Annotated in this window: 21 protein-coding genes and 5 pseudogenes; 20 read left to right on the top strand and 6 right to left on the bottom strand. The window is 53.5% G+C overall.

The annotated features are described in order from the left end of the window. A complete protein-coding gene (locus FKM52_RS05675) occupies window positions 1–1,023 on the bottom strand; it encodes an isopenicillin N synthase family dioxygenase (protein WP_141175240.1) in 1,023 nt (340 codons plus the stop codon). A gap of 782 nt (window positions 1,024–1,805) precedes the next feature. Here FKM52_RS05675 and FKM52_RS05680 point away from each other — a divergent pair. From FKM52_RS05680 to FKM52_RS05710, 8 genes and pseudogenes are all read left to right on the top strand, one after another. Then, window positions 1,806–2,324, top strand: a pseudogene (locus tag FKM52_RS05680) (CDP-alcohol phosphatidyltransferase family protein); the annotation flags it as partial. Window positions 2,325–2,335: 11 nt separating this feature from the next. Beyond that, window positions 2,336–2,557 (top strand): annotated as a pseudogene (locus FKM52_RS05685) (phosphatidate cytidylyltransferase); the annotation flags it as partial. Window positions 2,558–2,565: 8 nt separating this feature from the next. Further along, window positions 2,566–3,218: pseudogene (locus FKM52_RS05690) on the top strand (lysophospholipid acyltransferase family protein). After that, window positions 3,196–4,956 (top strand): bifunctional alpha/beta hydrolase/class I SAM-dependent methyltransferase, encoded by a 1,761-nt coding sequence (locus FKM52_RS05695; protein ID WP_141175242.1) that lies wholly within the window; start codon window positions 3,196–3,198, stop codon window positions 4,954–4,956. The pseudogene FKM52_RS05690 and the gene FKM52_RS05695 overlap by 23 nt, the downstream one beginning before the upstream one ends. Beyond that, window positions 4,953–5,177, top strand: a pseudogene (locus FKM52_RS05700) (hypothetical protein); the annotation flags it as partial. The gene FKM52_RS05695 and the pseudogene FKM52_RS05700, both read left to right, overlap by 4 nt. Next, window positions 5,164–5,463 (top strand): hypothetical protein, encoded by a 300-nt coding sequence (locus tag FKM52_RS22180; RefSeq protein WP_377090574.1) that lies wholly within the window; start codon window positions 5,164–5,166, stop codon window positions 5,461–5,463. The pseudogene FKM52_RS05700 and the gene FKM52_RS22180, both read left to right, overlap by 14 nt. A 152-nt stretch (window positions 5,464–5,615) precedes the next feature. Further along, window positions 5,616–5,861 carry a regulatory protein YcgZ gene (ycgZ, locus tag FKM52_RS05705; RefSeq protein ID WP_141175243.1) on the top strand — a complete coding sequence of 82 codons (246 nt, stop codon included), beginning with the start codon at window positions 5,616–5,618 and terminating at the stop codon, window positions 5,859–5,861. Window positions 5,862–6,049: 188 nt separating this feature from the next. Next, complete coding sequence (locus tag FKM52_RS05710; RefSeq protein ID WP_141175244.1) at window positions 6,050–6,343, top strand: hypothetical protein; 294 nt, start codon at window positions 6,050–6,052, stop codon at window positions 6,341–6,343. A 19-nt stretch (window positions 6,344–6,362) separates the two neighbouring features. On the opposite strand, the gene FKM52_RS05715 is transcribed toward FKM52_RS05710, so the two are convergent. After that, the gene (locus FKM52_RS05715; protein WP_181407896.1) at window positions 6,363–6,566 is read right to left on the bottom strand and encodes a hypothetical protein; all 204 of its coding nucleotides are present in this window, start codon (window positions 6,564–6,566) and stop codon (window positions 6,363–6,365) included. Between the two features lie 228 nt (window positions 6,567–6,794). On the opposite strand from FKM52_RS05715, the gene efeU reads away from it, so the two are divergent. From efeU to phoH, 4 genes are all read left to right on the top strand, one after another. Then, the gene (gene efeU / locus FKM52_RS05720) at window positions 6,795–7,619 is read left to right on the top strand and encodes an iron uptake transporter permease EfeU (protein ID WP_141175246.1); all 825 of its coding nucleotides are present in this window, start codon (window positions 6,795–6,797) and stop codon (window positions 7,617–7,619) included. A gap of 25 nt (window positions 7,620–7,644) precedes the next feature. Further along, window positions 7,645–8,760, top strand: a complete 1,116-nt coding sequence (gene efeO / locus FKM52_RS05725) for an iron uptake system protein EfeO (protein WP_141175247.1) — start codon at window positions 7,645–7,647, stop codon at window positions 8,758–8,760. A gap of 5 nt (window positions 8,761–8,765) precedes the next feature. Continuing rightward, window positions 8,766–9,989 (top strand): iron uptake transporter deferrochelatase/peroxidase subunit, encoded by a 1,224-nt coding sequence (efeB, locus tag FKM52_RS05730; protein WP_141175248.1) that lies wholly within the window; start codon window positions 8,766–8,768, stop codon window positions 9,987–9,989. A gap of 555 nt (window positions 9,990–10,544) precedes the next feature. After that, window positions 10,545–11,333, top strand: a complete 789-nt coding sequence (gene phoH / locus FKM52_RS05735; protein WP_141175249.1) for a phosphate starvation-inducible protein PhoH — start codon at window positions 10,545–10,547, stop codon at window positions 11,331–11,333. 429 nt (window positions 11,334–11,762) lie between these two features. On the opposite strand, the gene FKM52_RS05740 is transcribed toward phoH, so the two are convergent. Next, window positions 11,763–12,356 (bottom strand): DUF4142 domain-containing protein, encoded by a 594-nt coding sequence (locus tag FKM52_RS05740; protein ID WP_141175250.1) that lies wholly within the window; start codon window positions 12,354–12,356, stop codon window positions 11,763–11,765. Window positions 12,357–12,557: 201 nt separating this feature from the next. Here FKM52_RS05740 and FKM52_RS22185 point away from each other — a divergent pair. The 3 genes and pseudogenes from FKM52_RS22185 to FKM52_RS05750 form a co-directional block, all read left to right on the top strand. Continuing rightward, window positions 12,558–12,755, top strand: a pseudogene (locus FKM52_RS22185) (integrase); the annotation flags it as partial. Between the two features lie 221 nt (window positions 12,756–12,976). Beyond that, complete coding sequence (locus FKM52_RS05745; RefSeq protein WP_246085501.1) at window positions 12,977–13,873, top strand: DMT family transporter; 897 nt, start codon at window positions 12,977–12,979, stop codon at window positions 13,871–13,873. 29 nt (window positions 13,874–13,902) lie between these two features. Then, on the top strand, window positions 13,903–14,982 hold the full coding sequence (locus tag FKM52_RS05750; RefSeq protein WP_141175251.1) for a GlxA family transcriptional regulator: 1,080 nt from the start codon (window positions 13,903–13,905) through the stop codon (window positions 14,980–14,982). A 79-nt stretch (window positions 14,983–15,061) separates the two neighbouring features. On the opposite strand, the gene FKM52_RS05755 is transcribed toward FKM52_RS05750, so the two are convergent. Then, window positions 15,062–15,952 carry a LysR family transcriptional regulator gene (locus FKM52_RS05755; RefSeq protein ID WP_141175252.1) on the bottom strand — a complete coding sequence of 297 codons (891 nt, stop codon included), beginning with the start codon at window positions 15,950–15,952 and terminating at the stop codon, window positions 15,062–15,064. Between the two features lie 171 nt (window positions 15,953–16,123). On the opposite strand from FKM52_RS05755, the gene FKM52_RS05760 reads away from it, so the two are divergent. Next, complete coding sequence (locus tag FKM52_RS05760) at window positions 16,124–17,260, top strand: alpha/beta hydrolase (protein WP_141175253.1); 1,137 nt, start codon at window positions 16,124–16,126, stop codon at window positions 17,258–17,260. 185 nt (window positions 17,261–17,445) lie between these two features. Continuing rightward, window positions 17,446–18,639, top strand: coding sequence for an MFS transporter (locus FKM52_RS05765; RefSeq protein ID WP_141175254.1), 1,194 nt, complete (start codon window positions 17,446–17,448; stop codon window positions 18,637–18,639). 190 nt (window positions 18,640–18,829) lie between these two features. Here FKM52_RS05765 and FKM52_RS05770 read toward each other — a convergent pair whose 3' ends face one another. Both FKM52_RS05770 and FKM52_RS05775 read right to left on the bottom strand, forming a co-directional pair. Further along, window positions 18,830–19,240, bottom strand: a complete 411-nt coding sequence (locus tag FKM52_RS05770; RefSeq protein ID WP_141175255.1) for an ASCH domain-containing protein — start codon at window positions 19,238–19,240, stop codon at window positions 18,830–18,832. A 254-nt stretch (window positions 19,241–19,494) separates the two neighbouring features. Further along, window positions 19,495–20,520, bottom strand: a complete 1,026-nt coding sequence (locus FKM52_RS05775) for a zinc-dependent alcohol dehydrogenase family protein (RefSeq protein ID WP_141175256.1) — start codon at window positions 20,518–20,520, stop codon at window positions 19,495–19,497. Between the two features lie 105 nt (window positions 20,521–20,625). Between FKM52_RS05775 and FKM52_RS05780 the strand changes: the two genes are divergently transcribed. The 3 genes from FKM52_RS05780 (at window position 20,626) to FKM52_RS05790 (ending at window position 23,979) form a co-directional block, all read left to right on the top strand. After that, window positions 20,626–21,546 (top strand): LysR family transcriptional regulator, encoded by a 921-nt coding sequence (locus FKM52_RS05780; protein ID WP_141175257.1) that lies wholly within the window; start codon window positions 20,626–20,628, stop codon window positions 21,544–21,546. 185 nt (window positions 21,547–21,731) lie between these two features. After that, window positions 21,732–22,529, top strand: a complete 798-nt coding sequence (locus FKM52_RS05785) for a tetratricopeptide repeat protein (RefSeq protein WP_141175258.1) — start codon at window positions 21,732–21,734, stop codon at window positions 22,527–22,529. A 361-nt stretch (window positions 22,530–22,890) separates the two neighbouring features. Then, window positions 22,891–23,979 (top strand): transcriptional regulator, encoded by a 1,089-nt coding sequence (locus tag FKM52_RS05790; protein WP_141175259.1) that lies wholly within the window; start codon window positions 22,891–22,893, stop codon window positions 23,977–23,979.

The raw sequence follows: 23,979 nt of genomic DNA on the forward strand, positions 1-23,979 counted from the left end.
TTATTGCGGCAGGCGCTGTTCGGGATAGAAACGCTGCGCCACTTCAGGGTGCGAACGCAGTCGGCCTTTAAGGTAGTTCCAGCCCACCTCGCGCAGCAGAGGATTAAGCGGATCGCTGGCGGGCCCCTGCGCCTGACGCGCCAGGGTCTCCGGCAGCTGATAAACCGGCACCACCGCGTCCAGCTGCGCGCCAAGGAAAAAGGCGGCCGACAGGCGCTGGCGATCGGGGCGGGGCGATACCACCCGATGGACGGTAGCGCGCAGATAACCGTTGGTCGCCAGCTCCAGCAGCTCGCCGATATTCACTACGAAAGAGCCAGGCAGCGGCGAGGCGGCGACCCAGTTATCGGGCGACAGCTCTACCTCCAGGCCGGGCTGGTCATCCTGCAGCAGCAGCGTCAGAAAGCCGGAATCTTTATGGGCGCCCACGCCCTGGCGGGATTCGGCTTCGCTGCGGCCCGGATAGCGAATCAGCTTGATATGTTCGTTGGGATAAGCGCCATAGAGGTTATCGAAAGCGTGACGCGGCAGCTGTAACGATTCGGCCAACGCGCGCAGCAGCTCCAGCGCTACCTGCGTCATCTCCTGCTGCCAGCGGGTAATCACCTGTTGTAGTTCTGGCAGCGCCTCTGGCCACTGGTTTGGCCCCTGCATTCGCTGCCAGGCGGGCGCATCGGGCGTATCCGGCAGGGCTTCGCGTTCGGCGCCGGCATCAAACTGCTCGCGAAAATCGGGTTGGCTGCGGGTGATCTCCACGCCGGCGAGGTTATAGCCGCGAAAATGGGGCGAGTTAGCCATGGCTACCTTCAGCTTTTCCTGCTGCGGCAGGGCGAAAAAGGCGCGGGCGACGCGCTGCACCTCGTCCAGCAGCGGCTGTCCGACGCTGTGGTTAACCAGATAGAAGAATCCGACATCGTGGGCGGTCTGCCCCAGCTGGCTAATGGCCTGCTGGCGCTGCGGCGCCTGGCCTGACAGCTGCGAGAAATCAATTATCGGGAGCGTTAACGAAGCGGTGTGGCTCATAGCGATATTCCTGTTGGCGACGATTGCCTGCACAGTGCCATTTCGCCTGGCGCTGCACTACCAAGTAATTGTGCTATCGATATGCAGAGGATGAATAGCGCAGAGGGCGCAGATGCCGCCCGGCGTAGCTGGATAATTTTTAGCGCCAGAGCGGCAGGCTGTCGGTCAGTGTGGTGGTTTTCTTTTTCGGCCCGATCGCCACAGCGAAGCGCAGGCTGCCCGGCATTAAAGAGCTACAAACATGTTTGTCCTGAAGGAAATTAACTCGCCGGCGGCCTGGCCGATAAAAAAGGCGTGAGCGGCGACGGAATGGCGCCTTTGCGCTGCCTGAGGAACAATTTTACCGGCGTGTACGTCAGCCGCTTTGCCAGGCCGAGCGTATAATTACTTTTTCCGTGCTGTTTTCTGAAAGAGAGTTATTAACCGATATGTAAATAAAAAATTGCTCGCGCTATTAATAAAATAGCGGCGCCCACTGTAATATATCGACACAAGCCGTTGCTTAACGTTTAATTCCAGCGCCTGAGCAACGTTGTTTATTCGTGGCTGCAATTGGCTTTACGCCGCGCACCGCTGCAGGACCGGGAAAAATATTAAGCGCTTTCTGTCAATTCCCTGAATAAGCTGCTATTTGATATTGGTGGATGGAATGTTCTATTATCTGGCTGCTTCTGATTTTCGTAACGCGCTGCTATATGGACTCTGCGGCGGTAAGGGCTGTTCAGCAAAGCAGATAACGTAACTCTTTTCTGTTACAGCAGAAATAATATCAGGGAAGAAATATGACCTTATATTCTTTTAAGCCAGCATTTCAGGCATTATTGCGCCCGCTTATGTTTTTTTTAAACCGGCGCGGCGTAACGCCTAATCATATTACGCTTGCGGCTCTTATCATGTCGCTATTTGCCGGGGCGCTGATGATGATTATTCCTGGCTGCCAGATCTTCTTTTTATTGCCGGCGGTACTGTTTATACGCATGGCGTTGAATGCGCTGGACGGCATGCTTGCCAGAGAGTGCCGCCAGACAAGTCGCCTGGGCGCGATACTGAATGAAACCGGCGATGTGATTGCCGATGTCGCGCTCTACCTGCCGTTGGCCTTTATTGCCGGCAGCCAGCTCTGGCTGGTGCTGGCGCTGTTGTTTTGCGCCGTCCTCACCGAATTTTGCGGCCTGCTGGCGCAGACGCAGACCCACGTGCGTAGCTACGCCGGGCCGCCTGGCAAAAGCGATCGCGCGCTGCTTTTCGGCGGCTGGGGACTGTGCTGGCCGTCGCTGGCGCCATGGAGCAATCTGGTATGGGGGGCGCGCTGCTGATAACGCCGCTGGGCTGGGAAATGGCGCTGCTGACCGGCATCGTCATCGGCATTATCGGTTTTTGCGGCGATATCGTCATGTCCGCCATTAAGCGCGATATTGGGGTAAAAGACAGCGGTTCGCTGCTGCCGGGACATGGCGGCATACTCGATCGGCTGGATTCGCTGATTTTTACCGCGCCGGTCTTTTTCCACTTTATCCGTTACCTCTGTTACTGAATATGATGATCAAGCGCGCGCTCAGGTCTTTATTCGCACTCTGTATTGTCTGGCCGGTTATCTGGCTGTGGCTGGGGCTGAGAGTCAAACACAGCGAGCGGCTGCCGCGCCAGGGGCCCGCGATTATCGCTGCGAACCATAACAGCCATATGGACGTGTTTGTTTTACTTTCGCTATTCTCACTGCGCACGCAGCAGCGGGTGCATCCGGTGGCCGCCGCCGACTATTTTCTGCGTAACAGATATCTGGCGTGGTTCATGCTGCATATTCTGAATATCATCCCGATACGGCGCCACGGCGGGGAAAACAATCCGCTGGCGCAGTGCCGGCAGGCGCTCAGGAAGGGCGATATTCCGATCCTGTTTCCTGAGGCACGCGCGGCGATCCTGGCGAGCTGGCGCCGCTGAAGTCGGGCATCTGGCATTTAAGCCAGAGCGCGCCGCAGGCGCCGATCGTTCCGGTCTGGCTGAGCGGGACGGAACAGATGATGGCGAAAGGCAATCATATTCCGCTGCCGCTGTTTGTGGACGCCGCCATCGGCGAAGCGCTCTGTTTTCAGCAGGACAAGCAGCTTTTTATGGATGAGCTGCTGCAACGGTTTCTGTTTTTACAGCAACAAAATAAAGGGAATTTAAACCATGCAACAGATCCGCACGTTTGATGAGGGCACTTTTCAGACCAGCGACGGTGAAGCGCTGTTTTACCGCCGCTGGCCTGCCAGCCAGCCCGGAGAAACTCGTAAGGTTATCGTGCTGTTTCACCGCGGGCATGAGCATTCCGGGCGGTTACAGCATATCGTCGATGAGCTGGATATGCCGGATACCGCGTTTTACGCCTGGGACGCGCGCGGACATGGACGTTCGCCGGGCGCGCGCGGCTACAGCCCGTCGATGATGCGCTCCGTGCGTGACGTGGATGAGTTTGTACGTTTTGCGGCGGCGGACAACAACACTGCGCTGGCGGATGTGGTGGTGGTGGGGCAAAGCGTCGGCGCGGTGCTGGTGAGCGCCTGGGCGCATGACTACGCGCCGGGCATCCGCGGGCTGGTGCTGGCCTCTCCGGCGTTTAAAGTTAAGCTCTATGTGCCGTTCGCCCGGCCAGGGCTGGCGCTGCTGCAACGGCTGCGCGGCGCGTTTTCAGTGAACTCTTACGTCAAGGGCAAATATCTCAGCCACGACGCGCAGCGGGTCGCCAGCTTTGAAAGCGATCCGTTGATTACGCGGGCGATCGCGGTAAACGTTCTGCTCGATCTCTATAAAACCGCGGAGCGCGTGGTGGAGGATGCGGCGGCGATAACGTTGCCGACCCAGCTGCTGGTCTCCGGCGCGGACTATGTCGTGCACCGCCAGCCGCAGCTGGATTTTTATCAGCGGCTGCGCAACCCGATGAAAGAGCTACATATCCTGGCGGGCTTCTATCACGATACGCTGGGAGAAAAGGATCGCCATCTCGCCTTTGAGAAAATGCGCCAGTTTATCGCCGCGCTGTATGCCGCGCCGGCGCCGACCTTTGACTATCGCCATGAGGATCGCTGGAGTCCGGGCGCTGACGCCTGGCGCAGCCTGTATGGCGGGCCGGAGCCGCTGTCGCTTAACGCGCTGGCCTTGCAGGGGCTGCGTTACGGTATGAAAACCATCGGTATGCGCTCTGACGGCATACAGCTTGGTTTCGGCACCGGCTTTGATTCCGGCAGCACGCTGGATTACGTCTACCGTAACCAGCCGGCGGGTAAGGGCGTGCTGGGGCGCTGGATCGACCGTTTTTATCTTAACAGCATCGGCTGGAAGGGTATCCGGCAGCGTAAGGTGCATCTGGATAATCTGATTCGTCAGGCGGTGGAGCGGCTTACTCAGCAGGGAATGGCGGTGAGGGTGGTGGATGTGGCGGCCGGTCATGGCCGCTATGTGCTGGATGCGCTGCAGGCGCAGACCAACGTCAGTTCGATTTTGCTGCGTGATTACAGCGAGCTAAACGTGGAGAAAGGGCAGGCGCTGATCGCCGAGCGCGGCATGACGGAAATCGCGCGCTTTGAATGCGGCGACGCCTTTAACCGTGCGGAGCTGGCGGCGCTCGAACCGCGTCCTACCCTCGGCATCGTTTCCGGCCTGTATGAGCTGTTTCCGGAAAATCAGCCGGTGCGTAATTCGCTGGCGGGCCTGGCTGACGCCATTGAACCGGGCGGCATCCTGATCTATACCGGGCAGCAGTGGCATCCGCAGCTGAAAACCATCGCATGGGCGTTGACCAGATATCAGGATGGGCAGCCGTGGGTTATGCGCCTGCGCAGCCAGGGCGAGCTGGATGCGCTGGTAAGTGAGGCGGGATTTGATAAATGCGCCCAGCTGATCGACCGCTGGGGTATTTGCACCGTATCGCTGGCGGTGCGCCGTTCGTCATGAGATCGCCATCCCTGCTGCGCCGCCGCATCGCGGCGCAGGCGATGGGCTGGCTGCTGCTGCTGGGACCTTTTTTCTTTTTGACCTACGGGCAGCTTAATCAGTTTACCGCCACGCGTAGCGATGTCGGCAGCGTGGCGGCAAGCTGGGAGCGCGCTATTCCCTGTATTCCGCTAACTATTGTGCCTTACTGGAGCCTGGTTCTGCTGTATGGGCTGTCGCTTTAATCAGGCGTCGTCGCTGCATATTATTCTCTGCTGGCTGCTTTGGCGCCACTATCGTCGCTATCTTTCGGCGAGCGGACGCGCCGGCTATCTTGCGCTGCTGAATGCGGAAAATAACCAGCAGGCAGGCGCAGCGCTGGCGTTTATCTGGGGACGCCGGCGTCTGCAGGCGCTCTCTTTACAACAGCGGCATCAGGGCGCGCTGCGTCAGCTGCGCCGGATGCTGTTCCTGACCGCTGCGCTATGGCTGTTCTGGCTGACGCAGCTGGCGTACGGTTATGAATGATTGCGACATAATTGTTTGTTTTAACGAGATTATTACCTTTTTGTACAAAAATTTATCCTGTTACGCTGAAAATACCTGTACAGCTAAGTCAAATTTGTATAGCTTTGTCCCCTGTCGGAAGATCACTTTTTAACCTCAGCGAAGGACATACTATGCGTCAGGACGGATACCAGGCTTCATCCGCAAGCGACCTTGCCCGTTACTTCAGCAGTGCCGCTCTGCCTACCCAGCAGGAAACGCTGGGCAGGATTGTGGTTGAGATTCTGCATGCGGGTAAAAATCTTAATCGCAAGGCAATTTGCACCAGGCTGCTTCGCCGTCTGGAAATTGCCGGCAGCGCAGAAGAAGAGCGCCATTACCAGGAGCTTATTCGTTTGCTGTTTGTTAGCGATGCCTGATCTACCCGGACGGCGTATTGCGTTTCGCCGTCCGGTTATCACTCTCTTTTTCACCATTAAAGGCTGGTTTTCAGGCAATAACAGGCTAATCTGAGCATTCAGGCCTGGCGCGTGACAAAATAAAACGGGTCTGCGTTTAGCGCTGATACGCTATTGTCCGTATCGGCGAATGACCCAGGAAAGCGGATATGAACAGAAGTGACGATGAAAAGCTGAAAGATATTATGATGGGCGAAGCGGTGCTGGCGCTGCTGCACGGCGGTGGGGCGGTTTCAGTGGCGACACTGATCGCCCAGCTACAGGCGCTCGGCGTCAGCGAGCAGGATGACGCACGCCGGCTGGCCTGCGAGCGCGCCGTTGCCGAGGTGCGCGCAAGCGCGAGCGTTATGCGCGAGCGTAACGCGGCGTCAGGTAACGACGGTGAAAACGTACAGTATCTGTTTGCGCAGGGCGGTGCGCCCGACGACAGTAAAAAGCACTAAGCGTGCGCGGGGTTCCGGCTCAGTTCATCTTTCCAGCGATCAGCCGAACGGCGCGCAGCAGATGCTGTCGATGCGCTTCGCTGGCGGCCCGCTCGGCGTGCTGTTGCAGCAGAGCGGCAATGTCGTGCATATATACCGGTTTTCCGCTGTCAAGAAGCAGCGACACCGCATAACCTATCGCTGCATGGATCTCTTCCGGAATTTTTCCCTGCTCATCAGCCAAAAGCATACCTCCACAGAGTGAGCTGGTCAGACAGACAGCTTAGCATCGCACTCCCTGGGCAAACAATTGTTCAACGACTTCGCTACAAAAATCTCGCCTAAAATACCTGTCATTAACAAATAATCACACCGGGTCACTTGTTTTTTTCTTGCCGATAATGATAATCGGTATCGTTTGCATTTACGCTTCTTTACGCCATTTTACTTTTGGCCCTTTGAGGACCCCGGCATGTTTGTTCCCTTTCTGATTATGTTGCGTGAAGGGCTGGAAGCGGCGCTGATTGTCAGCCTGATCGCCAGCTATCTGAAACGTACCCGGCGCACGCGCTGGTTTGGCGCGATGTGGGCGGGCGTGATTATCGCTGCCGCGCTCTGCCTGGCGCTCGGCCTGTTTATCAACGCCACCACCGGTGAGTTTCCCCAGAAACAGCAGGAGCTGTTTGAGGGGCTGGTGGCGGTTATCGCGGTAATCATCCTCACCTGGATGGTGTTCTGGATGCGCAAAGTTTCGCGCAGCGTAAAGGCGCAGCTGGAAGAGGCGGTGGAGCGGGCGCTGCAAACCAGCGGCGGCGGCTGGGCGCTGGTGCTGATGGTGTTTCTCGCCGTGGCGCGTGAAGGGCTGGAATCCGTCTTCTTCCTGCTGGCCGCGTTTACCCAGGATGTGGGCAGCGCGCCGCCGTTGGGGGCGCTGCTGGGGCTGCTTAGCGCCGTGATGATCGGCGCGCTGATCTACTGGGGCGGCGTCAGGCTGAACCTGGCGAAATTCTTCAAATGGACCAGCCTGTTTATTATTTTTGTCGCCGCCGGGCTGGCCGCCGGGGCGATTCGCGCTTTTCATGAGGCTGGGCTGTGGAACCACTGGCAGGAGGTTGCGTTCGATCTCAGCGCAACGCTCTCCACCCATACGCTGTTCGGCACGCTGCTGGAAGGGGTGCTGGGCTATCAGGAGGCGCCTACCCTTAGTGAGGTGGCGATCTGGCTGCTCTATCTGATCCCGGCGCTGCTGCTGTTTTTTATGCCTGCCCGCGCGACGTCGCGCGCGCTGAGTCAGTAATTCTTACTTTGACAGGGAACCATCTATGAAAACCTTTAACCGCCGCAGCACTTTATTGGCCTCGCTGCTGGCCTGTTCCGCCGCCTCCGCCGCCGATATCGTGCAGGTTAACGTCAGCGTTAACGACAAACAGTGTGAGCCGATGTCGCTAAGCGTCGCGGCGGGTAAAACGCAATTTATTATTCACAATAACAGCCAGAAGGCGCTGGAGTGGGAGATCCTGCAGGGCGTGATGGTGGTTGAGGAGCGGGAAAATATCGCGCCGGGCTTCACCCAAAAGCTGACCGCCAATCTGGCGCCCGGCGAATATCAGATGACCTGCGGCCTGCTCAGCAATCCGAAAGGGAAGCTGATGGTTAAAGCGGCGGCGGGGCAGCAGGACGGCGGGCAGCCGGCGCTGATGCAGCTGAGCGGCGCGGTTACCGCCTATAAAGCCTGGGTAATGACGGAGGTTGACCAGCTGGTGAGCGGCACCAAAGCCTTTAGCGACGCGGTGAAGGCGGGCGATCTGGCAAAAGCGCAAGCGCTGTATGCGCCGACGCGCCAGCACTACGAGCGCATCGAGCCGATTGCCGAGCTGTTCGCCGATCTGGATGCCAGCATCGACGCGCGTGAGGATGACTATGAGCAGAAAGCGCAGGATCCGAATTTCATCGGCTTCCATCGCCTGGAAAAAGCGCTGTTTGGCGATCGCCGCACCAGCGGCATGGCGCCCTACGCCGATCGCCTCTGGCAGGATACGCTGGAGCTGCAAAAGCGCATCAGCGAGCTGGCTTTCCCGCCGGGCAAGGTGGTGGGCGGGGCGGCCGGCCTGATTGAGGAGGTGGCGGCGAGTAAAATCTCCGGCGAGGAGGAACGCTACAGCCGCACCGATCTGTGGGATTTCCAGGCCAACGTCGATGGCGCCCAGAAGATTGTTAACCTGCTGCGTCCGCAGCTGGAAAAGGCCAATCCGCAGCTGTTAAGTAAAGTAGATGTCAATTTTAACAAGGTAGATGCGATTCTGGCGAAGTATCGTACCGGCGATGGTTTCGCCTCTTATGAGCAGCTCACCCTGACCGATCGCAACCGCCTGAAAGGGCCGGTTACGGCGCTGGCGGAAGATCTGGCGCTGCTGCGCGGCACGCTGGGACTGGATTAAGCGCTATGGGAAAAATAAGCGATGCGGCGATGCCCGCGCGGCGGCGTCTGTTGAAAGGGCTTGGCCTGCTGAGCGGCGCGGCGGTAGTCGGCGGTTGTCCGCCTGGCGCCGCCGCCGGGGAGCGCTTTTCGCCAGGGACGCTTGCGCCGGCGGCGAGAGAAGAGCGTCAGCCATTTTACGGTGCGCACCAGGCTGGTATCGTCACGCCGCAGCAGGCGGCGATGATGCTGGTAGCGTTCGATGTGTTGGCCAGCGATAAAGCGGATCTGGTGCGGCTGTGCAAGCTGCTTACCGCGCGCATCGCCTTTCTTACCCAGGGCGGCGAGGCGCCGCCGACTGATAATCCGCAGCTGCCGCCGCTTGATTCCGGTATTCTTGGCGCGCATATCTGGCCAGATAACCTGACGATCACCGTTTCGCTGGGCGCATCGCTGTTTGACGATCGTTACGGCCTGGCGGCGCTGAAGCCGGCCCGGCTACAAACCATGACGCGTTTTCCAAACGATGCGCTGGACGCCAGCTTTTGCCACGGCGATCTGCTGCTGCAAATCTGCGCCAATACTCATGATACGGTAATTCATGCGCTGCGTGATATTGTGAAGCACACGCCCGATTTGTTGAGCATACGCTGGCGACGTGAAGGTTTTATTTCACAGCACGCGGCGCGCAGCCGGGGCCGGGAAACGCCGATCAATCTGCTGGGCTTTAAGGATGGCAGCGCCAATCCCGACACGGCGAATAGCAGGTTGATGGAGCGGATAGTGTGGGTGACGCCGGAACAGAGCGAACCCGCATGGACCCACGGCGGCAGCTATCAGGCGGTGCGCATTATCCAGTTTCGCGTTGAGTTCTGGGATCGTACGCCGCTGGGCATGCAACATGAGCATGATGAGCCGGATTATCGCCAGGACCCGCAGGGAAAGATCATTCCGCTGGATGCCCATATTCGTCTGGCGAATCCGCGTACGCCGGAAACGCAAAGCAGCCTGATGCTACGGCGCGGCTACAGCTACTCCGCCGGGGTTACTGCCGCCGGTCAGCTTGATATGGGCTTGCTGTTTGTCTGTTATCAGCACGATTTAGAAAAAGGCTTTTTAGCGGTACAGCGGCGGCTGAACGGCGAGGCGCTGGAGGAATATATTAAACCGATCGGCGGCGGCTATTTTTTTGTGCTGCCTGGGGTGAAAAATAAACCAGATTATCTGGCACAGCCGCTGCTGGAAGCCTGATATTTAACGCCTTCCGTCGCTTTAGCGCGGCGGAAGGTTATTTTAAATTCGGCTTGTCCGCCGGCTGTTTTATTGCCATCTGAATTTTCTGAATTATGCCGACATTATTTTTCTTTAGCTAACTGATTGTTATATCGCATAAAAAAATTAATCCACGCTGTTAGCGCTCCGTTTGTGATTAAATTTTGCTCATTTGGTTAAACTGCCGGTTGCAAATTTAGCAGGATCTGTTGCACTTTATACAGAGCGGTCGTCTGTTATGTTCAGCTTTGACGATGGAGAATGCGAATGGAAACGTCCTGTAGAGGACAACCGGTAGCTAAAAAAATATCGCACTGTTTTTCGCGAGAGGCTTTCTTTCTCTCGTTTATTTTCCTCTTCTGTTATTTTCACAGCCTAATCCTCTCTCTTTTTCTTATCTGGCGTATACCGGCGGTATGCGCTCGTTCATCCACGGCTCGTAAGGCTCTGAAGGAAGCCAACCTCTAAAGCGTTCACGTAATCGCGCCAGAGAAGCTCCGGCGCGGGAAATGAAACCAACTGTAAGGTGCCACTATGGGAAGACAGAAAGCAGTGATCAAAGCGCGTCGTGAAGCACGTCGGGTGCTGCGCAGCGATTCACGCAGCCATCGGCAGCGTGAAGAAGAATCGGTCACCTCGCTGGTGCAAATGGGTGGGTTGGACGCGATCGGCATGGCGTGCGACTCGCGCGACCGTGCGCCGATTGAAGCCCGAAATGATGCTCAGGCGCACTATCTCAACGCCATAGAGACGAAACAGCTGATCTTCGCTACCGGTGAAGCCGGATGCGGTAAAACCTGGATCAGCGCCGCCAAAGCGGCAGAGGCCCTGATTCATAAGGATGTGGAGAGAATTATCGTCACCCGCCCGGTGTTGCAGGCGGATGAGGATCTTGGCTTTTTACCCGGTGATATTTCAGAAAAATTCGCCCCCTATTTTCGTCCGGTCTACGACGTTCTGGTTAAACGTCTTGGCTCTTCCTTTATGCAGTATTGCCTGCGTCCCGAAATCGGTAAGGTGGAGATTGCGCCCTTTGCCTATATGCGCGGACGTACCTTCGAAAATGCCGTGGTGATCCTTGATGAAGCGCAAAACGTCACCGCTGCGCAGATGAAAATGTTTCTCACTCGGCTGGGTGAAAACGTCACGGTGATTGTGAACGGCGATATAACGCAGTGCGATTTGCCGGCAGGCGTGACGTCAGGCCTGGCCGACGCGCTCGATCGTTTCACTGAAGATGAGATGGTAGGAGTGGTGCGGTTTGCTAAAGAGGATTGCGTGCGTTCCGTGCTTTGCCAGCGCGCGCTGCACGCTTACGCTTGATTGAGTGAGTAGTCTGTAGCCAAAGCCCGAACGCGAGTTCGGGCTTTTTTAGCGCGCGTTAAATGATTTATGATGTCAGTCTGCTGGTAAGCGGAACCATCTCTTTTCATTGAACTGCCGGCATGCCTGCGAGCATAACCTCTGCTTACCTCTTAGCGGATTATCTCACGCTTAATTTGTTGGTTTGGCGTCAGCGGCGGATCTCTAAATTTGTGCGCCATTCAGCCTGACGAACGGCGGCCTCAGGTCAATTTCGAGCGTAACAGAGCCAGAGCGAACGTGGGCTTACGACTGCGCATGGACGAGCGTCAAGGCGGAACGCTTACAGTAAATAACGTACACCGTTCTTCAACGCGGTTACTTCCGCCGTAGCTCTCTGCAACGCGATAAAGGGGCAGTTCACGCCGTAAGCCCCTGTGCTCAATCTGATTATTTATCTGCGGATTTGTCTGGGTGCATCGACAACTGCTGGGCGGCCTTCAGGTGCTGCTCAACGACCGGCGTATGCGCGTCGGCCAGGGCCTTCACGTCTGCATCCTTAATGTTACTGGCGTCACTCTGTAGTTTTGACAGCACCATCTGGTGGTCTTTAGTGCCGGCGTTTTCCATATACAACTTGTCAAATGCGTCGCCGCTCTGCTCTTCCAGCTTAGTGGCCATAGCCTTGTGCATGGCGTCCGGTTCAGTCGGCAGCGCTACGCCTTTTTGCTGGGCGACGGTCTGTACTTTGCTCAACGCAGCGCCGTGGTCTGCGACCATCTTCTGCGCGAAAGCTTTGACTTCGCTGCTTTGCGCTTTGTTAAGCGCGATCCTGGCGGCGGCGATTTCATTGATATTCGCCTGCGCCATATCCTTCAACGCTTTTTCATCGCCGGCGCTGAGCTGAGCGCTCGATCCGGTTTGAGCCGTATTGATATTCTGCGCATCACTTGTCGGCTTCTGAGCCTGCACGCCTGCCGTAGTGAAGATTGCGGCGATTGCCGATACGACTAACAGTCCTTTCAGGGTTTTACGATTTTGCATCTTGTTCTCCTGATGATCGTGGCTAAGGTTGGCGTCAGGTAATTAACCGTGCGCATCCTCATATGGAAATGACAACTGCAATGGTCAGTATAGTGGATGAATGATTTGACACAGCAGGTTATGGTTCAGGATAACCGTACTCAAGTCTTCCACAATCAAGAAAGCTTGAGGATGAACACGTCGCCGTAGAACAGATATCCTATTATCGGCCAAAAAAGATCGCTTCAGATATCTCCTGTCGGGAGGATATGTATCGGTCTTGAACTGGAAGTTAAAACGCGCGATCCGGCTTGGTTCGCTATGGCTTTAGACAACAGGTTATGGGGCTGCGATCTGGTTAAGCGCAAACTCTCAGATATTGAACAGGACAGTTCTGTTTCAGGTAGCACAACGGCGTTATAACGGAGAAGCGGTGACCGGGAACCGTTTCTCTCTGTAGAGGGAAGCTGGCGGAAAATCTGTGTATTTAACCATATATTGCGCAGGACACATCTTTCAGCTGTCTTTTACGTTACAGACTTTGTCCCTTCTGTACAATCTACTGAACCAGGAGATAACGGACAATAATCCAGATTTTGGATAGGGGATAACAGCCTCTCATCTTTACTGGAGTAAGTAACATGCGAAAAAAACTTGACGCAACTGTGTTTATAATAATGGTTTTTGTTTGTGCAATATGGGGGTTACAACAAGTTGCGTTAAAAATAGCGGAGCCATATATTTCTCCAGTGCTACAGTTATCCATCAGGTCAGGCCTGGCGGCATTAATTATTTTTATTATATTTAATCGCCGTGACGGGATAGTTAATTATTTAAAATCACCCCGCGTATCCATTGCCGGGCTATTTGTCGGGCTGATGTTTTCTCTTGAATTTTTAATGGTTGCATCTGGGCTTAAAAAAACCACTACCGGGCATATTACGCTTTTTCTTTATACCGCGCCGCTGTTCACGGCTATCGGTCTGCATTTCCTGATAAAAGAGGAGAGAATGACACGGGTTCAGTGGGCAGGCATCACGCTGGCATTTGTCGGCATTGCCGTAGCGGTACAATTTTCCTGGTCTTATGGCGCTGTTTTATCAGGAGATCTCTTCGCCCTGACCGCAGGATTATGCTGGGGACTATCAAGCATAATTATTCGTGTCTCTTCTTTGTCAACCATCCCGCCTTCGTGCACGCTTTTTTATCAGCTGGCGATAACCAGTATTGCTCTGGCGCTTAGCGCATTTTTTACTGAAAACAATAGCTTTGTTCTCTGCGATATATCGATATTAAGTCTTGTCTTTCAAACGATTATAGTCAGCGTTATTAGCTATCTGTTATGGTTTACGTTATTACGCTACTATAAGGTCTCTTCGCTGGGAAGTCTGATACTGATGACTCCGATTATGGGTATCGCTGCGGGAAGCGCATTGCTTGGCGAGACTGTGCAGCCAAATTTTATAATGGGTTCAGTGCTTATTATAGCTGGTTTGATATTAACCCGATTTGGGCAGACCATGAAACCTGTCAGGTAACGGTTGGCTACATCAACGGGAAAATAAAGATGAAGGGCATAGCGAAAAAAAAAGAGAGCCGATTTCCTGACAACGCTGGCAGAGAAAAGGCTATTTCTTACGATTTTATAACAGAGATCGATACTATCTCTGGCATACATGACACAGCAAGGCCTGAGCTCAGCATAGGGATATTACTATGGCCGGAGTTTCCTCTGCTGGCGCTGTCTGGCCTTGTCGATTCCCTGCGCCATGCCGCCGATTTTGGCGATAATAGCCAGAAGGCCCGCTGTTCCTGGTATCTTATGAGCCATAATCCGACGGAACCGGTACTGGCAAGTTCCGGTATCCGGGTTCAGCCTGATGGTTTCTACCGGCCTCCTGCGGATTTTAGTTACATAGCGGTGATTGGGGGGTTATTACGCAGCCTTAAGCATGGTAATCCAGCCCATCGGGACTATTTGCATCGCGCCCGTAAGGCCGGCATTCCGCTAATCGGGGTCTGCACGGGCAGTTTTATTCTTGCAGAAGAAGGGCTTCTCGTTAACCGCAGGGCGGCGGTTCATCCTTTTCATATAAAGGACTTTGGCAAACAATTTCCTGCAGTTCATGCTGAAACAGGCCATGATTACATTGAAGATGGAAATATATGGACCTGCTCCGGGGGGATTTCAACAATTAGCCTTGCTACTGAGCTGATTCGCAGACATTGTGGCCCTGACCGCGCGACGAAAGCGATTCACCAGATATCAGTTCCGAATAAAATTGATGAGACAGCTATTTCGGTATCTCTGGCGATAGGGTTCACCAGGGTCAGCGACCCTCGTCTGCGTAGTGCCGTATTTCTGATAGAAAAATCGCTGGTGAAACATATCTCTACAGCATGGCTTGCAGCTGAAGTAAATATTAGCCCTCGCCAGCTGACGCGCTTGTTTCAGCATGAGTTTGGCAAATCACCGCAAGAATTTATTCGGGCTACCCGACTTAAATACAGCTGTTGGTTATTAAGAAATTCTTCTGAGAGTATCACTGAAATTGCTTTGAGAACAGGGTTCAGCGATTGCGCGCATTTCATAAAAAACTTTCACAAAGAATATGGTTGCACGCCAGGTTATTTTCGTTCCGTATAAATTGTTATCTTCAACTTTTTTCTGGCCTGCATGTATATAAGATTAATAACGAAAAACTGACGTCCGCGTTTCGCTGATTTCAGCTCTTTATTCTCAACGTATCAATAACCGCCCGCAGAGCGGGCGATACATTGCGATGTGGATAATAGAGAAATGAACCTTCCAGACGCTGGCTGTAGCGTTGAAGAACTCTGATAAGCTTCCCTTGTTCTAAATCATCGGCAACCAACTCTTCCGGGACGTAAGCCAGCCCCAGGCCCAGGCTGGCGGCCCTGGCCTCCATATAGCTGTCAGCAAAAACCCACTGACCCTGCGGCTGGTGAGTAATTTTTTTACCATCCTGATGGAGCTCCCACGCGTACAGGCTGCCGTCGCCGAACTGGTAAGCGATGCAGGGATGAACCACTAAATCTGCGGGAGCTTGCGGAAAGCCGTAGCGACGAAAGTGTTCAGGCGTACCGACAACCGCCATCTCCATGTCGGGCGAAATGCGTACCGCAATCATGCCGCTGCCAACTTCCGGTCCCAGGCGTACCCCAGCATCGAATCTCTCCGCAATAATATCGACAAACCGGCTTTCGCTGATCAGTTCCAGCCTGATATCGGGGTAGCGTTGCTTAAACCCTGCAAGCTTCGGCAGCAGCACTTTATCAATAGCGTGCGGGCTGGCATTGATGCGTACCTTACCGGAAGGGGTTTGGCGATAATGGGCCAGCGTCGCGAGTCCCATATCTAAAGCATCGAATCCTGATTCAACGGTGCGATAGAGCTGCTCGCCAGCATGGGTGAGCGATAATTTGCGCGTGGTGCGTACCAGAAGCTGAACGCCCAGCCGCTCTTCAAGTTCGCGTACGGAACGGCTGACGCCTGATTGCGCCAGGCCAAGGCGTTGCGCTGCGGCGGTAAAACTCCCTTCCCGTACCACCAGCATAAACAGGTAGAGATCGTTGTAGTTTTCCCGTTTCGCCAACTTCCCGTCCTCGGCGCTACAGCGCTATTTATAACAATATGATATTAATCTTAGGACTTTTTTGCCGCTAATCAGCACTGATACTGCTAACTATAATGTGCGCATTGCAACAAAGCACAGCAGCGTTGTCCGCATAAAAGCTGTCTCTGTATCGTTTTCAGGAGAATGTTGATGTTTGTTTTCGCGAAAAAAGTGACAGCTGCGATACCCGCCATGCTGCTATGCGCATCATTAAGTGGAGTCACAACCATGAGCCATGCTGATACAACTAATCCCAACACGCCTGCTTCACTGGGCGAAAAGTGGGATAAAACCTTTGCGGAGAGTACTAAAGTTAATCACCGTAAAGTGACCTTTCAGAACCGCTATGGGATCACATTAGTCGGGGATCTCTATATTCCGCAGGATCGCGGCGATCGCAAGCTGGCAGCCATTGCCGTCAGCGGGCCTTTCGGCGCGGTGAAAGAGCAATCCAGCGGCCTGTACGCGCAGACGCTGGCGGAACAGGGATTTATTACCCTGGCTTTCGATCCTTCATATACGGGGGAAAGCGGCGGCTACCCACGTAATGTCGCTTCTCCGGATATCAACACCGAAGATTTCAGCGCGGCGGTTGATTTTTTAGGTCTGCAAAAAGAGGTGGATCGTAACCGTATCGGGTTGCTCGGTATTTGCGGCTGGGGCGGCATGGCTTTAAACGACGCCGCGATGGATACCCGCGTTAAAGCGGTAGCAACCAGCGTGATGTATGACATGAGCCGCGCAATGGGTCATGGCGTGGGCGACGGTAAAGATCGTTACACTATCGCCGATCGTCGTGCCGTGCTGCAGCATCTGAACGCGCAGCGCTGGAAGGATGCGGAAAACGGGACTTTTGCGCCCGGCGGGCATGATATTTATGTTGATGAAAAGGGAAAAGCCACCGCTTCTGAGCGTATTCTGCCGGAAACCTTACCGGCCAATCCTGACCCGGTTTTAAAAGAGTTCTTTGATTATTACCGTATGCCGCGTGGTTTCCATGCGCGTTCGGTCAACTCAACCGGCGCATGGAATGCGACCATGCCGCTGTCGTTTATGAATATGCCGCTGCTGAGTTATGCCAATGAAGTTACTATCCCTGTGCTTATCGTAACCGGCGAAAAGGCCCATTCACGTTATTTTGCTGAAGATGCCTTTAAGACGATCGGCAGCAAAAAGAAAGAGCTGGTGATTATTCCTGGGGCAAACCATGTGGATCTGTACGACAACGCCGCCGGTAAGATCCCTTTTGCCAGATTTGAACAGTTTTTTAAGAGCTACTTAAAATAACTCACTAAGCCAGAAGCGTTTAGCAGGCCGCCTGTTATTTACAGGTGGCTTTATCTGTCTGATGCGACGCGGGATATGCCACATCGCACACTCTTTTCACCCACATTTTATGGCGTTATTCCCTGAATAACGTCTGCTCCGGCTGCGCCTGAATTAGGGCGGATCGATATAAAGAGATGCTGATAATGTCCACAGTAAGTCTTAAACCATCACCAAATAACACACACGCCTACTGGGGCGGCGTATTTGCCATGACGCTCTGCGTGTTTGTACTGATCGCTTCTGAGTTTATGCCGGTCAGCCTGCTGACGCCAATTGCCCGCGATTTGCACGTCACGGAGGGGCTGGCGGGGCAGGGAATAGCCATTTCCGGCGCGCTGGCGGTACTGACCAGCCTGACTATTTCTAACGTTGCCGGCAGCCTGAATCGTAAATATCTTCTGTTAGGGCTGACGTTGCTGATGGCGGTATCGGGAATGATTATTGCGCTGGCGTCCAGCTATCCGGTTTATATGCTGGGGAGGGCTTTGATTGGTATCGTTATCGGTGGATTCTGGTCAATGTCGGCGGCAACCGCTATTCGGCTGGTGCCGCAACGCCAGGTTCCCCGCGCGCTGGCGATTTTTAACGGCGGTAACGCCCTGGCAACCGTTGTGGCGGCGCCGCTTGGTAGCTACCTGGGAGCGACCGTTGGCTGGCGCGGAGCCTTTTTGTGTCTCGTACCGCTTGCGATAGCCGCGTTCATCTGGCAATGCGTCAGTTTGCCTTCAATGGAAAGCGGTAAAAATCGAAAAACACAGGGGTCTGTGCTTCGCCTGTTTCGCGTCTCCATGGTACCAGGCGGGCTGCTGGCCTGCGGGCTCTTCTTTATGGGGCAGTTTGCCTTATTTACCTACGTACGCCCATTTCTGAAAACCGTGACCAGCGTTACTACTTCGGGGCTCTCCCTGATTTTGCTTGCGACAGGCGTAGCGGGTTTTATCGGTACACTGATTGTTTCGGCATGCCTGAACGCCAGGTTTTATCAGACGTTGATCGCTATTCCTTTACTGATGGCCGCGATTGCCGGGGCGTTGCTTCTGTTCGGACACAGCGTCTGGGCTGTTGCCGCTTTGCTAAGTTTGTGGGGGATGCTGGCGACGGCAGCGCCAACGGGATGGTGGACATGGCTGGCGCGGACGCTGCCCGAAGATGCAGAGGCGGGCGGTGGTCTTATGGTTGCTGTTATCCAGCTCGCGATTGCGCTTGGTTCAACGGCAGGAGGTCTGGTATTCGACAGTCTGGGATGGCAAAGCGCTTTTGGCCTGAGCAGTTTGTTACTTCTTGGCGCGGTAGCGATGACGTTTCTCACATCTCGTCAAAACAGCAACCTGCGCTAACGCAATCCATTTCATTCAGGCTTGCCCCGTTTATGGCATTCGGCAGAGCGCCGAATGTCCGTTTCCCGATGCCAGCTGACATGATGCAACTGCTTGCTCAATGCCAAAACCAAACCTTTTTGTAAAATGTATTTGATAAAACAAAATACATTGATGCTTTTAATCGTCTACAGGGCGCTTTTTTACCAGGTCAGAGAACCTCAACGACTTCAAACTCTTCAGCGATCAGTTCCATATTTTCAGAAAAAGAGCCTTCTGCCGTAAAAAATCGCTGATGTTCTTTTCTCCAGTACTCAAGGCTTAAATCGCCTTCACCTTCCTTGCGGGCAAACTCCTCGGTAACATCACAAAACCGTATCAGTCGCATCGAAACCAGTCTGATAACGCACACAGGCGCATCCTGACCATCAAGGATGATGTTATAACTGCCAATCCTGGGGGCGAACTCTTCCTGCTGATAAGATGCAAAAGAGCCGCAGGAGGCCGTTTTAATTCCTTTAACGATAAGATCTGCAAGTTCGTTAGCCAGTTGCGGGCTGTCACCCATTTGCGCGGCATTCGCGCCTGGGTATTTTATTTTTAACTCTTTAATAGCATTCATTAAAAGCGCCCTTAGATTGCACAGACAAACCTCCATATATTCCGTAGATATATCACCCGGACATTAACATTCGCGCTTCCATATTGGAACTTCAGGCCTGCTTTTCGCTATTGAAGGGATAATCATACTTAAATCTCCGGCAATCCGGTGCCAGAAGCGGACGCCGCCTCAGGCATGTTCATTAGCTTGCATGCAAGCTTCACAATAAAAAAGCAGAGGCGTTTTCAGGACGCCTCTGCCAACATTATTTTCAATCATCCCACGTTGATAACGATTTTTCCGAACGCGCCTTTATCAAGCTGCTCCAGTGCTTCCGGTAGTTCACTGAAACTGAATGCTTTGTCTATCACCGGTTTCAGTTTGAGCCAGTCAACGGCCCGGATAAAATCTTCAAGCGCCCGGCGATGGCCTACGCCAATACCCTGAACAGTCGGAGACTTCAGTAACAACAGGGCTCCCGACGCTGAAGTATCGTGCGTGTCCATCATTCCTATCAATGAGATTCGACCATGTGAAGCTACCGCGCGAACGGAGTCTGCAAAGTTACGTCCCCCTACCGTATCCACAACGTGATCAATGCCGCGTTCATTTGTCAGTCGGTAAATGGCTTCCACCCAGTCCTCTTTTTTACGGTTAATACCGTGATCGGCACCGAGCGCCGCTGCAGCTGCCAGCTTTTCATCGCTGGATGAGGTAATGAAAACTTCGGCGCCCACAGCTTTAGCTATCTGAAGAGCGAAAAGGGCCACTCCGCCGGTTCCCTGAACAAGTACAGTTTCGCCGGCACGAAGGCCGCCGCGTTCAATCAGGGCAAACCAGGCCGTAAGTCCGGCACAGACCAGCGTGCTGGCTTCAGTATCGGTAAGCGTCTGAGGGGCTTTAACCAGCCACTCTTCATTCATAACCACGTACTCAGCCAGCACCCCCTGGATCGCATAGCCTATCGTGTTGTAGTGCGGATTTTTGGCATTGTTATTCAGCTTTCCGTCAATCCAGTCTGCGTTAAAGGATGAGATAACGCGGTCTCCCTGGCTGAAGCGAGTGGTGCCCGGTCCGATAGCCTCAACCACGCCAGCCATATCAGAACCCGGCGTAAAGGGCATTGGCATACCATTTCCCATTCCTCCTTCAATGATGACCTTGTCACGGAAGTTGAGGGAGACGGCATTTACCCGAACCAGGACTTCGTTCGGGCCGGGCTGAGGTATTTCTGCTTCCGTAAGCTTAAGATTCTGACGTCCTGTTTCATTTAACGCCCAGCGCTTCATTGTGCGGTTCATAGAGCCTCCTGAGAAATAAATAATTGATGATCAGCACTATAACATTGCCTGTTTGGTTACAGTGGCGATAGTATTTCTCTCTATTGATTCCTTACGGGCGACAATATGAAAAGCGAGATGAACAGTATTCCTGTTTTTGTGACCGCAGCTGAATCGGTGAGTTTTTCGCAGGCTGCTGAAAAAATGCACGTCACGCGCTCGGCAGTTGCGAAAACCATATCCCGGCTTGAGGAGAGGCTTGGTGTAAGCCTTTTTAACCGCACAACCCGCAGCCAGAGCCTTACTGATGAAGGCTCGCTTTATTATGAATCCTGTCGTCGGGCGTTGAATGAAATAAAAATGGCGGAGGATATTCTGGAAGGCGGCAAGCTTCAGGCAAGCGGAAAACTGAGGGTGACTGTACCGGTTCTGCTCGGACACTTCTGTATTTCACCGTTACTGACCACGCTGGCAAAAGAACATCCACGGCTGGAACTGGAAATTTCATTCAGCGATCGCCAGGTTGATTTGTTGGAGGAGGGGTTTGATTTGGCTGTCAGAATCGGCGTACTGGCTGACAGCAGCAGTCTGATAGCCCGTAAGCTGGCCTCCCACACGATGGTTTTCTGCGCTTCTCCGGATTACATCCGACAGGCCGGCGAGCCTGCTTCGCCGGACGAACTTAAGCAACATGCAGCCGTTGCCTATATCCATTCAGGACGTATTCTGAAGTGGCGGGTTAAAAACCAAAGGGATGAAACTGTGGAAATAACCCCACCAGCCAGAATCATGATGGATGATATGCAGGCGGTAAAAGATGTTGCGGTAACGGGAGGCGGCATTGCCTGGCTGCCTTACTGGCTTGTACGGGAGCAGCTTGTCAGCGGCAGTCTGACAGAGATATTAAAGGAGCAGTCTTCGGGAAGCTGGCCTGTGTATGCTGTGTGGCCGCGCACTCCTCATTTATCTCTGAAAGTCAGGCTGGCCGTGGATAAACTGGTTAATGAACTGCCGACTATGATGGCCGCTGTTGAAGCCCAGATTTAATCTCCGCTTTTCGCTTTTAGTGAATTTTCAGCTCAGTGAGTTAAGTCCGTTCCGTGCCATAAGCGGACATTATATATGTCACCTAAATATATACACATACCACCACCAATGGGTTTATAAATAAAGAAAATTACTTTATTACCGATAACAGTTATAATTAAAATTTAGACTTGGATGATAAATAAATGTCGACATTGAACACTGAAAATAAAATCAAGATAACCGAATTAATAATGGTTTTTATTGCAACTCTCCCAATGGGAATAGCAAATATTTGGATAACAAAAAGTCAAAACGATGAAAGACTTTCTTTCGAGAGACAAAATGCGCAAAGTATTCTCTCTATTCAAAACAAAGAGTTATTCATAAAGAGTGCAGAGCAAGGTTTGAATTCACAGAAGCTTGATATTGATTTTTTAAGAACAAGCTATGAAGAATGCCAAAAAGATGGAGAGTTATCAATTGGGAAAATAAAATCTTATGCTGATGCTTACTATTCTTCATCAGAAAAGAAAAATATCATGATTGCAAAGGTTCAAACAAACTGCTCATTAAAAAACAATAATCAATTAGTAGATAATCAAGATAAGCAGACTTATAGCATCGAGCATTACAGGAGTCTTGGGTTCAAGTATTTGCAAAATAAAAAATTTCTGGAGGCAGCAGAGTCATTCTCCCAGGCAACTCAAATGACACCCGTAGATGCTTCTTTGTGGAATCAAAAAGCTTATGCACAATTTAGAGCAGGAAATTATACTGATGCAATGAATAGTATTTCCATTGCGCTTAGGATTGGCAGTGATAATGATAAAGTAAGAAAATATATGGCCATTAATGCGGCTAAAATATTATGTGCGAAAGGGGATGTAAATGATGGGAGAAATTACATACAACAATCAATAAATGCCATTCCGGATTTAATGCTAATGGTTAAAAAAGATTTAGAACTGGGTAGCATTTGTAAAATTGATCTCAGTAAATAAAAATGATCTTATTGCTTCAAAATGAAGCATTTGTTTTGCTTATTTGTGAAAGTGGACGTAAGTAAAATCCGCTTTTCGCTCGCAGCGGACGTCGGTCTTATGCAGTAACTCCTTCTATAAGACCCCACTGATTCAGCCATCCAATCCAATCTTAACCAGCTTTTATGCGAAGATCCGACTTTACCTTGAACGGGAAAAGGAGAGCAACCTTCGCCTCACTGCCTCATAGTGACATGATGTCACTTCCTTGACTCGCATATTTCTGACTAATTTAATTACAAACGAGGAAAGCCTTTCATACGCCTACCTTCACGTGAAAAATGTACCGATACCAGCAGGACTGCCCCAGAGGCGATTTATCATGTTAAGTCAGTTGACCCTGCGTTTTCCAAAAAACCTCACCGAGCGTCTGCGGAACCGGGCGGCCACGGAAAGCACGTCCGTCAATGCGCTGGCCGAGCGCCTCCTGGAAGACGGACTGGCAACCGACGTCGCCGGTGAAGAATACCTGCGGCTGGTGACCGATCCGGACGCTGCGCTGGAGAAGCTTTACTGTCGCCTGGTCCTGGGCCAGACGCTGGGCGCACCGGAGATCACCGCTGACACGGTGCAGTTCCTGCTGGAGCTGGCGCATCAGGGCTATGCCCGCGGGCCGTCACAGCTGGTCAGCACGCCGCGCCTGCGTACGCTGCTGGAAATTACTTTTGCCCTGCTGGACTGGCATGTGGAGAACGATCGGGCTGTTGACAGTCACTACCTGCGGAGAACCTTTGGCATAAAGGGAGAGGACTGGCACGCGGAGGGCGAAGCCTTTCTCGCCACGCTGACGCCGGCGGTAACGCAGGATCACGCCGAACAGCTGCTGCGCCCGCTGCTCGGCCGCAGTTTTGATCTGCGCGCGGTGCCGGACGCCGTGCTGGCCACTCTTTTCACCACCGATCGCCTGAAGGCGATATTTCCGCTGTGCATGTACGCCCGCAACTGGAGCCCCGACCGGCAGCGCCGGTTCCTGGAAACGGTGCGCCCGCCGGTCACGGCGGCGAGGGAAAGCATCGGCGCGGGCCCGCTGCGCCTGGACATTCACATCTCGGGGATGGCGCCGGGCGAACGTCCGGGAGGCTGGTATGAGGCGCCCCGCCTGTTCCTGACCGTGACCGGCAGCGAGTTTATCATGCCGTTTGGCTGGGAGCAGTTTGCCGAGCTGCTGCGCCTGCTGACGGTCTATCATCACCATCCGGATGTCATTCCGCAGGGCTGGCAGGGGCATGGCGCCATGTTTTCGACCCGTGCGACCGCGGCCGGCGAGGTGATCCTGGGACTGGATGCGCTGCGGGTGTTTATGTCAGAAGAGGCGTTTACAGCGCTGGCCGGGGATTTTGTGACGCGCTGCGACCGCGGCGAGCTGCATCAGACGCTGGAAAGCCTGCGCTGTATTTACGGGGATCTCTGA

Origin of the sequence: Mixta tenebrionis (genome assembly GCF_006517625.1) — a bacterium.
Taxonomy (GTDB): Bacteria; Pseudomonadota; Gammaproteobacteria; order Enterobacterales; family Enterobacteriaceae; genus Mixta; species Mixta tenebrionis.

Coding starts and splice junctions, on each gene's coding strand:
- FKM52_RS05770 (WP_141175255.1), bottom strand. CDS start 19,240: ATGAATGCTATTAAAGAGTTAAAAATAAAATACCCAGGCGCGAATGCC.
- efeB (WP_141175248.1), top strand. CDS start 8,766: ATGGGAAAAATAAGCGATGCGGCGATGCCCGCGCGGCGGCGTCTGTTG.
- FKM52_RS05760 (WP_141175253.1), top strand. CDS start 16,124: ATGTTTGTTTTCGCGAAAAAAGTGACAGCTGCGATACCCGCCATGCTG.
- FKM52_RS05710 (WP_141175244.1), top strand. CDS start 6,050: ATGAACAGAAGTGACGATGAAAAGCTGAAAGATATTATGATGGGCGAA.
- FKM52_RS05740 (WP_141175250.1), bottom strand. CDS start 12,356: ATGCAAAATCGTAAAACCCTGAAAGGACTGTTAGTCGTATCGGCAATC.
- FKM52_RS05775 (WP_141175256.1), bottom strand. CDS start 20,520: ATGAACCGCACAATGAAGCGCTGGGCGTTAAATGAAACAGGACGTCAG.
- phoH (WP_141175249.1), top strand. CDS start 10,545: ATGGGAAGACAGAAAGCAGTGATCAAAGCGCGTCGTGAAGCACGTCGG.
- FKM52_RS05785 (WP_141175258.1), top strand. CDS start 21,732: ATGTCGACATTGAACACTGAAAATAAAATCAAGATAACCGAATTAATA.
- FKM52_RS05765 (WP_141175254.1), top strand. CDS start 17,446: ATGTCCACAGTAAGTCTTAAACCATCACCAAATAACACACACGCCTAC.
- ycgZ (WP_141175243.1), top strand. CDS start 5,616: ATGCGTCAGGACGGATACCAGGCTTCATCCGCAAGCGACCTTGCCCGT.
- FKM52_RS05790 (WP_141175259.1), top strand. CDS start 22,891: ATGTTAAGTCAGTTGACCCTGCGTTTTCCAAAAAACCTCACCGAGCGT.
- FKM52_RS05750 (WP_141175251.1), top strand. CDS start 13,903: ATGAAGGGCATAGCGAAAAAAAAAGAGAGCCGATTTCCTGACAACGCT.
- FKM52_RS05780 (WP_141175257.1), top strand. CDS start 20,626: ATGAAAAGCGAGATGAACAGTATTCCTGTTTTTGTGACCGCAGCTGAA.
- FKM52_RS05695 (WP_141175242.1), top strand. CDS start 3,196: ATGCAACAGATCCGCACGTTTGATGAGGGCACTTTTCAGACCAGCGAC.
- FKM52_RS05675 (WP_141175240.1), bottom strand. CDS start 1,023: ATGAGCCACACCGCTTCGTTAACGCTCCCGATAATTGATTTCTCGCAG.
- FKM52_RS22180 (WP_377090574.1), top strand. CDS start 5,164: ATGGGCTGTCGCTTTAATCAGGCGTCGTCGCTGCATATTATTCTCTGC.
- efeU (WP_141175246.1), top strand. CDS start 6,795: ATGTTTGTTCCCTTTCTGATTATGTTGCGTGAAGGGCTGGAAGCGGCG.
- FKM52_RS05745 (WP_246085501.1), top strand. CDS start 12,977: ATGCGAAAAAAACTTGACGCAACTGTGTTTATAATAATGGTTTTTGTT.
- efeO (WP_141175247.1), top strand. CDS start 7,645: ATGAAAACCTTTAACCGCCGCAGCACTTTATTGGCCTCGCTGCTGGCC.